This window comes from Chitinophaga sp. YR573, from assembly GCF_900110995.1.
Lineage (GTDB): Bacteria > Bacteroidota > Bacteroidia > Chitinophagales > Chitinophagaceae > Chitinophaga.
Map to the genome: position 1 here is coordinate 1,415,437 of NZ_FOJF01000003.1, position 13,674 is coordinate 1,429,110.

Genomic DNA, 13,674 nt, shown 5'->3' on the forward strand with positions numbered 1-13,674 from the left:
GCCGGTCAAAACCTCTTTTAAGCTTCTTATGCCAGTATTCCTCCATCTACATTAATGGAAGCACCGGTGATATAACCCGCATCCGGTCCTGCCAGGAAGCTCACTACACCTGCTACTTCTTCTGCCGTGCCATAGCGTTTAAGCGCTGTTTTGGCTTTCAACAGGTCTGCAAATTCACCTTCATCAGGGTTCATGTCTGTGTTTATAGGGCCGGGTTGTACCGTATTCACGGTAATATTCCTGTGGCCCAGGTCCCATGCATACCCTCTGCCATATGCGCCGGCAGCAGCCTTTGTAGCACCATACTCTGTCAATGTGGGGAAGCCCACGGCAGAGGCTACCACAGAGCCTATGATAATAATCCTGCCACCATCTGAGATGACTTTTGAAGCAGCACGTATAGCCGCAGGAATAGCCCTGATGTTTATATCTGACTGCCTGTTGTACTGATCAGCCATGTCATCTGCCTGATCAAGGGTGCCTGCAATGAATACAGCTGCATTGTTAACCAGGATATCCAGTTTCCCAAAGGTGGATACTGTTTTATTCACGGCATCAGTAATAGCTTTGGGGTCGGCATTATCAGCCTTTATTGCTAATGCTTTAGTACCATTTTTTTCTACTTCAGTTACAAGCGCGTTGGCTTTGTCAGCAGAGCTGATATAAGTAAATGCTACATTGGCTCCTTCCTGTGCCAGCTTCTTTACTATTGCTGCGCCTATTCCACGACTACCTCCTGTTACCAGGGCTACTTTTCCGTTTAATGTTGACATTTTTTGTTCGTTTTAAAATTGATAAATTGTGTTTCCAAATGCCCTGGCTATAGTTTGCTATGCCAGGGCTACTGTCTGTTTATCTACTGCCATCCGCCGCCTACCGCGCGGTATAAATCTACTCCCGCATCCAGCTGTGCTTTTTTAATGCCGGCTAATTCCAGTTCGCTTTGCAGCACATTTGCCTGTGCTGTAATCACTTCCAGGTAAGTAGCCATCCCATTCCCAAACAACTGCTGTGCATTCTGTATCGCCTGTTTTAATGTATTGACTCTTTCGGCTGTAAAAGCCTGTTGCTGTTGCAGCTTATCTATCTTCACCAGGTTATCTGCTACTTCACCCGCCGCTACTAAAACCGACTGACGGAAACTGATCACCGTTTGTTCTCTTCTCACTTTAGCTACCTCGTAAAGCGTACTTAACTTCTTCTGCTGAAAAAGAGGCTGTGTTAAACTACCAGCCGCAATCCCAAACAGTGATGCAGGTATCGTAAACCAGTTACTTAATTTTACCGCATCCAATCCCCCCTGTGCCGTAATAGCCAGTGAAGGGTACATGTTTGCCTTTGCATATCCCACTTCCGCATTCGCTTTCTGAAGCGCCAGTTCCGCTACTCTAACATCAGGTCTGAGACCTAAAAGATCAGCAGGTATACCAGCATTCAGCTTCTCTGCAACAGGCAATGAAGCCAGGTCTTTCTGACGATGAACAGCAGCAGGATTTACCCCACTTAAAATGCTGATCGCATTTTCCTGTATAGTAATCAGCTGTTCAAACTGGGGCACAAGTGCCGCCGCGGTCAGCTTCTGGGCCTGCGCCTGCTGCACAGCCAGTAAAGTCACCTGTCCGGATTGATACTGCAACTGTATGATATTCAGCGTACTGTCATTGAGTAACACATTCTGCCTGGCTATAGACAATTGCGCGTCCAGCATCAGCAGGTTATAATACCCTTTGGCCATATCGCTTACAATGCGCGTTTGAACGGCCTTACGGGCCTCATTTGTCTGCAGATAGGCAGCAAGAGCAGACGCCTTCCTGCTTCTGATTTTGCCCCATAAATCGGCTTCCCAGGATAAGGAAACTGCCAGGGTATAATCCTCTACGTGAGAAGACGATAAAAACTGACTGATAGTAGCGCCGTTTAAACTGTTATCAGAGTAACGGCTGATACTGGTGTTAGCCTGTAAACCTACATTAGGGACATTACCCAGTTTAGCCTGACGCAGTGTTAATTCCGCTGCTTCTATATCTTTCACCGCTACCTGCAAATCGTTATTATGTTCAATCGCAGCTGCTATCAGCGTATTTAATTCCGGGTTGTTAAAGAAAGAAGCCCAGGGCATCTTCCCAATACCGGCCGTATCGGCCGGGGTATCGCGGTAGGTAGCAGGTACTGCCTCCTCCGGTGTTTTTACATCTTTTGAAACCTTACAGGCTGCTAATAACAGGATGATCAGGTATATACTTATATTCTTCATGAGTGAGCTAGTGTTAATTGTGGTTTCCTGCTTATTTTTTCCTGTAATGCCTGGAAAATGACAAACAATACCGGGATGATAACTAACCCCAGGAATACGCCTGAGATCATACCACCTGCAGCAGCAAAACTGATAGAATGATTACCCTGTGCAGCTGGTCCTGTAGCAATACTCAGCGGGAACAGGCCAAACACAAAGGCGAGGGAAGTCATTATGATAGGTCTTAATCTTAACCTGGATGCTTCCAGTGCAGATTCTATCAGTGTCTTACCCGCTCTCCTGCGTTGCACCGCAAACTCTACTATCAGGATAGCATTTTTAGCAAGTAAACCTATCAGCATCACCAGTGCTACCTGTACATAAATATTGTTTTCGATCCCCTTGAATCCTATCAGTGCAAATACACCAAATACGCCCGTTGGAATAGTCAATATAACAGCCAGTGGAAGGATATAACTTTCATACTGTGCAGCAAGCAGGAAATACACAAATACAAGGCAGAGAATAAATACGATGGTAGATTGTCCGCTTGAAGAGATTTCTTCCCTGGTCTGACCAGAGAATTCATAGTTATAATCCGCAGGTAATTCTTTAGCTGCCAGCTGCCTGATAGCTTCTATGGTTTCTCCTGAACTATGCCCTGGTTTTGGGATAATATTCAGATCAATAGAATTGAAAAGATTATAACGGGAGGCCGTTTCTGATCCAAATACACGGTTGAGTTTCACCACTGCATTCAGAGGGACCATTTGTCCGGTTTTATTTTTAACGTACACACTGGTAAGCGCTTCTGGTGTAGCTTTATCAGCGGAATCTGCTGCCAGTACCACCTTATAGTATTTACCAAACCGGTTGAAGTCAGACACCTGTGCCGTACCAAAATAAGACTGCATCGTTTGTAAAATGTCTCTTACGCTTACGCCCAGCTGATCTGCTTTATCATCATCTACATCTATCTGGTATTGCGGATAATCTGCTTTAAAAGTGGTGAACGCTACACCCACAGATGGCAGCTTATTTAATTTCCCGATAAAGGCATTGGCATCTGCAGAAAATTTATCCAGTCGGCCACTTGATCTGTCCTGTAATACAACACTCAGCGCTTCCACATTACTGAAACCAGGAACGGTAGGGAAACTGAACGCAAAGAAAGTAGCTCCCTTTATCTCATTTAAGGCACTTTGTGTTTGTGCTATCAGCTGTGTAATCTCTTTTACCTTCCCTCTGTCTTTAGGGTCTTTTAATGTCATGAACATTATACCTGCAGATGGACTGGCAGAAGATGTCAGCAAACTGAAACCCGGAAAATTCATCACATATCCGGTAACTTCCATACTCTGTAGTTTCTTCTCTGCCTCTAACATCACTTCTGCTGTATGTTTTAAAGAAGTAGCAGAAGGTGTGTTCACCGCTATTGCAATGAAACCCTGATCCTCATTGGGGATAAATCCTGTAGGCGTCTTTTTTACCATCCATACAGTGGCTATCACTACTACAACTAATCCGGCGATGGCAATCCACTTTCTGGCCAGTAAGAATTTAATAAGACCTACATACCTGTTCGTAAGGCCATTAAATCCTGCATTAAAACCAGCAAAGAACCTTGCTTTAAACGTCTTCTCTGCTCCTTCTTCTGTATGATGATTCTTCAGGAATAAAGCTGCCAACGCAGGACTTAACGTTAATGCATTCAACGCCGAGATCACGATTGCAATAGACATGGTGAAGGCAAACTGTCTGTAGAATAAACCAGTGGAACCGTCCATGAATCCTACCGGTAAAAACACTGCCGCCATCACCAGCGTAATGGATATAATCGCACCCGTTATTTCATGCATGGCCTGTAACGTAGCTTCCTGTGGCGGTAGCTTTTTATGTTCCATTTTTGAATGGACGGCTTCCACCACTACAATGGCATCATCCACCACAATACCAATAGATAGTACCAGTGCGAATAAGGTCAGCAGGTTGATCGTAAACCCAAAGACATACATGAAAAAGAAGGTGCCAATAATGGCTACGGGAACAGCGATAGCAGGGATCAGTGTTGACCGTAAATCCTGCAGGAATATAAATACTACCAGGAATACCAGGATAAATGCTTCTATCAGTGTATGTACTACCTGTTCAATAGATGCATCCAGCGATTTCTTAGTACTATAGAAAGTAAGATAATGGATACCCGCAGGGAATTTCTTTGAAGCCTTTTCCATGAATGCATTTACAGCAATCTGTACTTCATTGGAATTAGATCCCGCCAGCTGTACGATAGGCATCGCGATACCCACATGGCCGTTGATCCTTTGTTTGGTCGCATAATTATAGGACCCGAATTCTATTCTCGCTACATCCTTTAAGCGCAGTACAGAACCATCTGCATTAGACCGGATAGCGATGTTCTCATAGTCTTCCGGTTTATTCAGCTTCCCTTTGTATTTGATCACATATTCGAAAGTCTGGTTACTTCTGTCGCCCAACCGGCCGGGAGCTGCTTCCAGACTCTTATCCTGTATGGCTGCACTAACTTCTGCGGGTGTTACATGGTAAGTCTCCATCTGGGCAGGTTTTAACCATACCCTCATCGAGTAATCTTTAGCGCCACCGAATATAACCGCAGAGCCCACACCAGGGATACGTTTAATATCAGGGATCAGGTTGATGGAAGTATAATTACTCAGGAATTTCTCATCATATTTTGTTTCATCATCGGTATAGATACCCGTACCCATCACAATGCCGTTCTGTTGTTTGGATGTGATGATACCCTGTTGTACCACTTCCGGAGGGAGCTGGCTGGTAGCCTGGCTTACACGGTTCTGTACATTCACGGCTGCCTGGTCAGGATCAGTACCCAGTTTGAAAAACACACTGATGGCAAGCGTACCATCATTACTGGCGATAGAACTCATGTACGTGATATTTTCCACGCCATTGATCGCTTCTTCTAATGATGGGGCCACTGAACGGATAATAGTTTCCGCATTCGCACCCGGATAAACTGCATTCACTACAACACATGGCGGCGCGATATCAGGGAATTGCTGTAACGGTAATTTAAGCAATCCAAGTACGCCAAGTATCACCAGTATGATAGAGATAACTGTTGCCAGTACTGGTTTATTTATAAATGTCTTAAGCATTGATTATTTTTTTAAGGCCGACAATTTCTTTGCACTTTCAGGATGGATGACCATTCCTTCCTGTAAACTTCCCAGGCCATCTGTAATGATCTGATCTCCCACTTTTAAACCATCTTTTACTACATAATCAGTTCCTGATCTGCCACTGATGGTAATGGGCTGTTTGGTTACCTTATTGCTGTCTGCCAGCGTAAATACGAAGATCTTGTCCTGCATTTCCGTTGTAGCAGACTGTGGTACCAGTAATGCATCTTTGTGAAAAAGGCTTAATTGTATTTTACCTGTATTGCCTGAACGAAGCAATCCTTTTGGATTAGGGAAATTGGCTCTTACGGTAATAGCTCCGGTGTTTTTATCAAACTGTCCGTCGATAATATCTATTTTACCCTGCTGCGGATAAACCGTGTTATCACCCAGTAACAGGGATACAGCAGGCAGCTGTTTTAATTTATCGTTGATGGTTTCACCTGGATATTGTTCTTTAAAGCTGACAAAGTCGTTTTCTGCCAGGGAGAAATACACATGTACATTATGTACATCAGAAAGTTTGGTGAGCGCTTCCGCATCTGCAGGGCCTACCAGGCTGCCTTTCTTTTTTTCAAGCCTGCTGATATATCCACTCACAGGTGCTTTGATCAAAGTATATCCCAGGTTGATCTGTGCAGTTGAAATAGACGCTTTTGCCTGTTCTATATTTGCTTTAGCTACTTCCACAGCTGCTTTAGCTGATTTCAACTGGAACTCAGACACGATTTTGTTTTGCACCAGTGGCGTCAGCTTTTCTACTTCCAGATTAGCATTCGCCATAGCGCCTTCTGCAGCATGCAAACTGGCCAGGGCATTGTTTAATGCAGCTCTGAAAGGCTGCTCATTGATTCTGAATAAAGATTGACCGGCCTGTACAAAGGCGCCTTCATCTACTAAAACTTCTGCTAATGTTCCGCTTACCTGCGGACGGATTTCTACATTATCCACGCCTTCTATAGAAGCAGGGTATTCCTTGTAGGTGGTAACTGTTCCAGAAGTAATACTGAGGACTGGTAATGTTGGCGGTGGTGCAGATACTGTTTGAGGGTTGGATGAACAACTGTATAATGCAACAGCGATAACTGCCAGAATGATACTTTTCATGTTAAATTTTATTTTGTTTATGGAGGTGTAGTAATTAGTCAGTGTTGTTTGTTATGATCCATAAACCAATTACTAAACGAGACAACAAAACTATACATACTTGTATATTCTACAAAGAAAAAGAACCGACACAGCGGTCTAAAATCAGTTTAAATAATTGATATTTAAATGATTAACATTTTATCGACATTTTCCGATGCGTTGTAAAAACAGACAATGTTGACTGTTTTGTAATTTTATCATATATGTCGTAGAACCGACAAATTGGTATATATTTGTATCATCAAAAACTTAGAATATGAGTAAAGGAGAAAAGACCAGGCAGTGTATTATTGAAAAAGCGGCTCCGATATTTAATGTTAAAGGAATTGCTGCTACTTCTGTAGAGGAAGTATTGCATTCAGCGAAGGTTACAAGAGGATGCCTGTACAGCCATTTTGAAACAAAGGAAGACCTTGCTGCTTCCTGCGTGGATTACCTTTTACAGGTGTCAAGTGATACCCAGAAAGAGGTATTAGGCAAACAGCATGCAGCGAAAGATAAACTTTTCGCTTATATGGATATGGCGAAAAACCCGCTAAAGTCCTTATTTGATGGTGGATGTCCCATTGCAAATCTTTCTACAGAAGCAGATGATACTCTTCCTGCTGTGAATAAAAAAGTTAAAAAACATATTGAAGCTCAGATAGACCTGTTAACTGGTCTGCTGGAAGAAGGTATTCGTTCAGGTGAATTTTCAGCGGACCTGATACCGGAAGAATATGCCACGAAGATGTTTGCAGCGATAGAAGGCGCCAATATTATTTGTCGTGTTAAGAACACTGTAAGACCCATGCAGATAATCATTAAAGGGTTTAAACGAGAGCTTGAGTGCTATTGTGTGAATGCATCTACAAAAGATTTTAATTCTACATTAAATGACAAAATCTGAACGCACGAAAAATTTCATCATAGAAAGTATGGCTGAAATTTTTAACAAAAGAGGATATGCGGGTACAACCATGGCAGATGTGGAAATAATCACAGGTTTATCCAGGGGTGGTATCTATGGTAATTTTGAGAATAAAGAAGTGATGGCGCTGGCGGTGTTTGATTATAACATGGGAAAGTTGTGTAATGCTATCAGGGATGCAATGCTTGTTGCGCATAGTTATCACGACAAGATAATGGTATATGCCAAGGTCTATAAAGCTTTATACGAGGATGATTTCTTATTGGGAGGAAGTCCGATTTTAAATACGGCTACAGAAGCAGATGATACGAATAGTGTGCTGAAAGAGAAGGCCGCAAGCGCCAGTAAAAACTGGCAGAGATGTATGATGGAATCTATTGAATCCGGTATTGAATCCGGAGAATTTAAAAGGGGGATTAATATTGATCAGATCACCTTTTCTATATTAGCTTTAATTGAAGGCGGACTGATGTTATCCCGGGTAGCGGGTGATCGTTCCCGTATGGATCAGATTATGAGCACTGTTGAAGGAATGGTGAATAGTATACATGCATAATATTGTAAAAAGTATTTAGGTGTCACTATAGGCTCCGTTAGGAGCCCCGTGTTTGTAGCAAACACATAGAATAACAAAACACAGACTCCGTTAGGAGTCCCCTATTTGTTCATTTAACAGGGGACTCCTAACGGAGTCTATTGTGGAGGATAAAATTGTTTCTACAAACACGGGGCTCCGTTAGGAGCCTATTATGTTTTGTTAGAAATGCATTTCGTTTAAGCGCTTACAGCTACTTTCCCCGCCAGTTCTACTGTCAGTTCAGCCAGCCTGTTAGAAATCCCTACTTCATTATCATACCAGGCTACTACCTTCACCAGGTTCCCGATACTACGGGTCAAAGTACCATCAATAATAGATGAATGCGTATTCCCTAATATATCTGCGGATACAAACGGTTCTTCCGTGTATTCCAGTACTCCTTGCAAAGCATTGGCAGCATGATGTTTGAACAGCTCATTAATTTCGCCTGCAGAAGGCTGTTTAATGAGGTTTATAGACATATCGGCTATAGAACCATCAATCACAGGTACACGGTAAGAAAATCCATCCAGTTTGCCTTTTAACCCAGGCAGTACATCTCCGATCGCTTTTGCTGCACCTGTAGTGGTAGGTATAATAGACTGGGTAGCGGCACGGGCTCTCCTGTAATCTTTATGGGGACCATCCTGTAACATCTGGTCCATGGTAAATGCATGTATCGTACTCATGAAACCGGAGGCGATACCATATTCCTTTTCCAGCAGGTATAACAACGGTGCTATACAGTTGGTGGTGCAGGAAGCGGTAGACAGGATTTCATCTTCTTCTGTGATCAGCTCATCATTCACTCCTGCTACAATAGTTTTTACATTACCAGTTGCCGGAGCGGTAATCAATACTTTCTTGGCACCGGCGTTCAGGTGCAATTGTGCTTTGCTCCTGTCGGTAAAACGGCCGGTAGACTCTATCACAACATCTATCTCCAGTTTTGCCCAGGGTAATTTCTCCGGATCTTTTTCACTTAATAAGAGGATCGCTTTTCCGTTAACAACAATGCTGTTATCCCTCTGTACAACAGTGCCGGGGAACTTTCCATGGGAAGTATCGTATTTAAAGAGATGTGTGAGCAGTCCCGGTTCTGTAAGGTCGTTAATCGCCACTACTTCCACGTTTGCCTTATTCTGCAGGGCGCGTAAAGTCATACGGCCAATGCGGCCGAATCCATTAATTGCTACTTTCATAATTATATTTTTATGTTGTTGCTTGAAGAGATGTTCTAAAAGAGCGACGGTAATCGCTGGGCGATACCATCATATGCCGCATGAAAGTCCGGCGCATGGAAATAAGTCCGCTGAGACCGCATTTCTCTGCTATCTGGTCCATGGTAAGATCGCTGTCTTCCAGGTATTTGCGGGCTACTTCTATGCGTAATTTTTCTACAAACTTAGCAGGTGTAAGTCCTGTTTCTTTCAGGAATACGCGGGCGAAGTTCCGTACACTCATATTGCAGTGTTCTGCCAGTTGTTCGATGCTGAGTTCATCTGCCAGATGTCTTATCATCCAGGGATGCAGTTTCCCTGCAATTGAATTCTCCATGCTATGGATCTGTAGCAGTGTGCTGAACTGCGACTGATGCCCGTTCCTTTTCAGATATAATACCAGTTTACGGGCAACAAACAAAGCTATATCACGGCCATAGTCTTCTTCTACCAGTGCCAGGGAAAGATCTATCCCGGAGGATACGCCACCGGAAGTATATACATTACCGTCACGGGTATAAAATGGATTGGTATCCACATGTACTGCGGGGTACCTGGTCTGGAACTCCTGGGTAAATTCCCAGTGTGTAGAGGCTAGTTTGCCATCCAGTATACCTGCTTCTGCGAGTGCATAAGCTCCTATACAGACAGACCCCACACGGCGTAACTTTGGATATATGTCTCTCAGCCATTTAAAGAGCGGGTGATCTTTATGCAACTCCAGCCTGGAGTAGCCAGCCACTATTACTGTATCAATAGGCCTGTCAATCTCCGAGATCTTCGTCTGGCAGGTAATCTCAAACCCGTTTTTTGTAATGATCGTTTTTGTGTCCATAGGAGAAGCGAGTAATACCTCATATCCTCCCTTTTTACTGCCTGGAACCTCTTTCAGGGCCAGGTCAGCAGCGGTGAATACGTCACATGGACCAGCGATATCCAACAGGTAAGTGTTAGGCATAGGTATCACTACGATCAGTTTTCTCTTTTCCTCTGGCATGTAGTATCGTTTGACTTTACAAAAGTACGTAGTTATTAGGATGGCGCAAATGACATATTTTATACAATTTCGGCCAAATGAGCCTTTCTGGACATTTCTTTATATATTTCGTTTCACATTCATTATTGTATGAAAATATACCTGATCCTGATGTTTAGCATCGGTGCCTGCGTTAACAAGCCTTCTGCTGCCTCTTTTGAAACGGGCAAGGTAATAGACACTGTTATCTGTAAAAATGATGCTACTCAATCTTATGCCTTATACGTCCCATCTAAAGGCAATAAGGAAGTTTTACCGGTGATATATCTTTTCGATCCACATGCTGATGGTAAACTGCCTTTAAATAAATACAAATCACTGGCGGATACTTACGGCTATATTTTAGTTGGTAGTAATAATTCTAAAAACGGGAACGACTGGTCTGCCACAGAAAACATCTGGAATAATTTATCTGCTGATGTACAAAGCAGGTTAAAGATCGATAGCAACAGGATTTATACAGGCGGGTTCTCCGGTGGAGCTAAAGTAGCCGGTTATATCGCCTTAAAATATCCCGTTATTAAAGGAGTGATCGTCAACGGTGCAGGTATGCCGGATGGCACCTCTCCTGCTGATTTTAATTTCAGCTACACGGCTATTGCAGGTGAAGGAGATCTGAACCTCACTGATATAGTCGCCTTTTCCAAAGCCCTGGTTAACACCCAAACCAGGCAGCATCTTATTTTCTTTGATGGGAAACATGAATGGGCGCCGGACAGTACTATGAACCTGGCTTTTGCAGGCTTGCAATTGGATGCTATGCAGAAAAACATCATTCCTAAAAATGAGAAATTCATCAATGACTATATTGAAAAAAGCAAAGAAAGACTGGATACCTTCTATCATGCAAAAAAAATGATAAAAGCTGTACAGGAATGTACGCTCTCCATCAGTTTCCTGGATGGGTTAACTGATAAAGCAACACGGTTTCATGAGAATCTAACATCTCTTACGAATGATCCGCTTTATAAAACTCAGGATAAGATGCAGGAGCAGTTACTTAGTGTAGAACAAAATACAAAAGTCACCTATAGCCAGCATTTTGAACAGGCAGATATGCCATACTGGGTAAAAACTATTGATCATCTGAAAGCGGGGGCGACTGCTAAAACCACTGAAAGCCCGATGTATCAAAGGTTACTGGCTTATCTGTCACTGGCATTTTATTCATACAGCAATCATTTTATCACGGGTAATGCAAATCCGGAAGCCCGTTATTTCGTAGAGTTATATAAGTTAGCTGACGCTACCAATAGTGAAGCCTGGTATTTTTCTGCTATTCTGGATGCCAGAGAAGGCAGGTCAGATACAGAGAAAGATTTACTGAAAGCGGTGGAAAATGGATTCAGAGATAAAAACCGGCTGAAGCAACAAAGTGAATTTCAGGGAATCCCTGATCTTACATCTATTGAAAATAAAATGAATTAAGAACGGACTAAATTCCTATACGCTTTAGGGCTCTTCCCTTTCTGCTTTCTGAAATATTTATTCAAATGACTTTCATCTGTAAAGCCAAATTCATCAGCTATTTCATTTATCCGCTTATCACTGAATTTTAAACGATGCTCTATTAACTTTGTTTTATAATTAGTAATATACTGTTGCATCGTTTCATTCGTATGTTTCTTGAAATACCTGCCCAGGTAAGCATTTGATATCCTGAAATTATCACTGATACTCTCGGCTTTCAGCTTTTCAGGATAGTAGATATTATGCTGAATATACTGAAGAATATCCATCGCCTTTTCTTCTGTTGCCACATTCACCTGTTCTGGTAAGTATTTGGCAATATTACGGGCCACGATAATAATCAATGTATTCACCAGTTGATGTATCAGTTCCTGGTTATATAAATCCCTGTTTACATATTCACGTATAATAGCTTCCACCATTGGCTTCACCAACGTCTTATCCGGCAAGTTTTTCAAAATACATCCCGGCTGATGATTGGCATTCTGAAGAATATATTCCAGCCTGCGGATATTCTCTGATAATAGTCCATTATTCTTGATATAGATATCATTGAACTGAAGAAAGAAAAACTCAGTAGTTGTAGCTATATCAAAAGAATGACAATCATCAGGTGTCAGCAAAAACATATGCCCCGGCTGATATTTGGATCTGCTGTTGTTGATACACTGCGTACCCGTTCCCGATTGTATATACACCAATTCGAAGAAACTATGCTTGTGTTCAGTCTCAGGACCTTCGTCAAGGGTAGCGAACTTGATAGAATAAGGCTCGTATAGAATTTCCTTTATCATGCTACAAATATACCAAATTATAGAAAACTTATACCATTTATCTGAGTATATACAGTATAAATTTGCCTTATCGAAATAATAAAAATATGAAAGCAATCACTTTAACAGCACCAGGATCAACAGATAATCTGATCCTGCAAGACATCCCCACTCCTGCTATTAATACAAACGAAGTACTGGTACAGGTGAAATCGATCAGTATAAATCCGGTAGATGTGAAAACACGTATAGGCAAGGGCGTATATAGTTACGGAGGCATAAAAAGAGACGCCACATTCATCATAGGCTGGGATATTTCCGGTATAGTAACAGCATCAAAATCCGATCTTTTTAAAGAAGGAGATGAAGTGTTTGGCATGGTTAATTTTCCCGGTACAGGCAATGCATATGCAGAATATGTGGCTGCTCCGGTTGCACATCTGGCCTTAAAACCGGCGAACATTTCTCATGAAGAAGCGGCTGCCGGCACGCTTGCTTTACTTACCGCCTGGCAGGTACTGGTTAGCAATGCTGGTATTAAAGCCGGAGATCGTGTGTTGATTCACGCAGCTTCCGGTGGTGTGGGTCATTATGCAGTGCAGGTGGCAAAACATCTGGGGGCTTATGTCATTGGTACCTCTTCTGCTGCTAATAAAGACTTTGTTTTATCACTGGGTGCAGATGAACATATTGACTATAAGTCACAGACATTAAAAGACGCTACCAAAGACATTGACTTTGTACTCGACTCCCTGAGTGCAGAAAGCATAGATCAGTCATTAGATGTCATTAAAGACGGTGGGAGGATCATCAGCATCCTCACCCAGATTACTGAGACACTGGCACAGAAAGCAAAAGCAAGGAACATCGGTATCAGTTTTATCCTTGTTAAATCCGACGGAGATGATATGAACACATTAGCCACCCTGTTGAAAAGCGGTAAAATCAAATCTCATGTTTCAAAAAGCTTTGCTTTTAACCAGATGGCAGATGCACATTTGCAGGTGGAAAGTGGAAGAACAGTTGGTAAAGTTGTAGTGAATATCTAAATAATAAATTTATAGCTTGTCCCCCAGGTACTGTTTAAAACAGCATCTGGGGGACTTTATTTTACCATTAAT

Annotated in this window: 11 protein-coding genes; 4 read left to right on the forward strand and 7 right to left on the reverse strand. The window is 42.4% G+C overall.

What is annotated here, in order from left to right; all coding sequences use genetic code 11:
• Nucleotides 1–26: 26 nt before the first annotated feature.
• The 4 genes from BMW86_RS31995 to BMW86_RS32010 form a co-directional block, all read right to left on the reverse strand.
• Nucleotides 27–773, reverse strand: a complete 747-nt coding sequence (locus BMW86_RS31995; protein WP_089787997.1) for an SDR family oxidoreductase — start codon at nucleotides 771–773, stop codon at nucleotides 27–29.
• A gap of 83 nt (nucleotides 774–856) precedes the next feature.
• Nucleotides 857–2,254, reverse strand: a complete 1,398-nt coding sequence (locus tag BMW86_RS32000) for an efflux transporter outer membrane subunit (RefSeq protein WP_089787999.1) — start codon at nucleotides 2,252–2,254, stop codon at nucleotides 857–859.
• Complete coding sequence (locus BMW86_RS32005; protein WP_089788001.1) at nucleotides 2,251–5,394, reverse strand: efflux RND transporter permease subunit; 3,144 nt, start codon at nucleotides 5,392–5,394, stop codon at nucleotides 2,251–2,253. The genes BMW86_RS32000 and BMW86_RS32005 overlap by 4 nt, the downstream gene beginning before the upstream one ends.
• 3 nt (nucleotides 5,395–5,397) lie before the next feature.
• Nucleotides 5,398–6,525: an efflux RND transporter periplasmic adaptor subunit gene (locus tag BMW86_RS32010; RefSeq protein ID WP_089788002.1), complete on the reverse strand. Its 1,128-nt coding sequence runs from the start codon at nucleotides 6,523–6,525 to the stop codon at nucleotides 5,398–5,400.
• Between the two features lie 298 nt (nucleotides 6,526–6,823).
• Between BMW86_RS32010 and BMW86_RS32015 the strand changes: the two genes are divergently transcribed.
• Both BMW86_RS32015 and BMW86_RS32020 read left to right on the forward strand, forming a co-directional pair.
• Nucleotides 6,824–7,456 carry a TetR/AcrR family transcriptional regulator gene (locus BMW86_RS32015; RefSeq protein WP_089788004.1) on the forward strand — a complete coding sequence of 211 codons (633 nt, stop codon included), beginning with the start codon at nucleotides 6,824–6,826 and terminating at the stop codon, nucleotides 7,454–7,456.
• Nucleotides 7,443–8,033, forward strand: coding sequence for a TetR/AcrR family transcriptional regulator (locus tag BMW86_RS32020; protein WP_089788006.1), 591 nt, complete (start codon nucleotides 7,443–7,445; stop codon nucleotides 8,031–8,033). The genes BMW86_RS32015 and BMW86_RS32020 overlap by 14 nt, the downstream gene beginning before the upstream one ends.
• 218 nt (nucleotides 8,034–8,251) lie before the next feature.
• Here BMW86_RS32020 and gap read toward each other — a convergent pair whose 3' ends face one another.
• Complete coding sequence (gene gap / locus BMW86_RS32025; protein ID WP_218149278.1) at nucleotides 8,252–9,262, reverse strand: type I glyceraldehyde-3-phosphate dehydrogenase; 1,011 nt, start codon at nucleotides 9,260–9,262, stop codon at nucleotides 8,252–8,254.
• Between the two features lie 4 nt (nucleotides 9,263–9,266).
• On the reverse strand, nucleotides 9,267–10,271 hold the full coding sequence (locus tag BMW86_RS32030) for a GlxA family transcriptional regulator (RefSeq protein WP_089788011.1): 1,005 nt from the start codon (nucleotides 10,269–10,271) through the stop codon (nucleotides 9,267–9,269).
• 129 nt (nucleotides 10,272–10,400) lie between these two features.
• Between BMW86_RS32030 and BMW86_RS32035 the strand changes: the two genes are divergently transcribed.
• Entirely contained in the window at nucleotides 10,401–11,738 is a 1,338-nt protein-coding gene (locus BMW86_RS32035) for an alpha/beta hydrolase family protein (protein ID WP_089788013.1), read from the forward strand.
• Here the strand turns inward: BMW86_RS32035 and BMW86_RS32040 are convergent.
• A complete protein-coding gene (locus BMW86_RS32040; RefSeq protein WP_089788015.1) occupies nucleotides 11,735–12,574 on the reverse strand; it encodes an AraC family transcriptional regulator in 840 nt (279 codons plus the stop codon). The two genes, BMW86_RS32035 and BMW86_RS32040, sit on opposite strands and share 4 nt — an antisense overlap.
• A gap of 86 nt (nucleotides 12,575–12,660) precedes the next feature.
• Between BMW86_RS32040 and BMW86_RS32045 the strand changes: the two genes are divergently transcribed.
• A complete protein-coding gene (locus tag BMW86_RS32045; RefSeq protein ID WP_089788017.1) occupies nucleotides 12,661–13,602 on the forward strand; it encodes an NADP-dependent oxidoreductase in 942 nt (313 codons plus the stop codon).
• The last annotated feature ends 72 nt before the right edge of the window (nucleotides 13,603–13,674 follow it).

Excerpts from the sequence above, each read along its gene's own strand:
- BMW86_RS31995 (WP_089787997.1), bottom strand. The coding sequence starts at position 773 with ATGTCAACATTAAACGGAAAAGTAGCCCTGGTAACAGGAGGTAGTCGT.
- BMW86_RS32000 (WP_089787999.1), bottom strand. The coding sequence starts at position 2,254 with ATGAAGAATATAAGTATATACCTGATCATCCTGTTATTAGCAGCCTGT.
- BMW86_RS32005 (WP_089788001.1), bottom strand. The coding sequence starts at position 5,394 with ATGCTTAAGACATTTATAAATAAACCAGTACTGGCAACAGTTATCTCT.
- BMW86_RS32010 (WP_089788002.1), bottom strand. The coding sequence starts at position 6,525 with ATGAAAAGTATCATTCTGGCAGTTATCGCTGTTGCATTATACAGTTGT.
- BMW86_RS32015 (WP_089788004.1), top strand. The coding sequence starts at position 6,824 with ATGAGTAAAGGAGAAAAGACCAGGCAGTGTATTATTGAAAAAGCGGCT.
- BMW86_RS32020 (WP_089788006.1), top strand. The coding sequence starts at position 7,443 with ATGACAAAATCTGAACGCACGAAAAATTTCATCATAGAAAGTATGGCT.
- BMW86_RS32030 (WP_089788011.1), bottom strand. The coding sequence starts at position 10,271 with ATGCCAGAGGAAAAGAGAAAACTGATCGTAGTGATACCTATGCCTAAC.
- BMW86_RS32035 (WP_089788013.1), top strand. The coding sequence starts at position 10,401 with ATGAAAATATACCTGATCCTGATGTTTAGCATCGGTGCCTGCGTTAAC.
- BMW86_RS32040 (WP_089788015.1), bottom strand. The coding sequence starts at position 12,574 with ATGATAAAGGAAATTCTATACGAGCCTTATTCTATCAAGTTCGCTACC.
- BMW86_RS32045 (WP_089788017.1), top strand. The coding sequence starts at position 12,661 with ATGAAAGCAATCACTTTAACAGCACCAGGATCAACAGATAATCTGATC.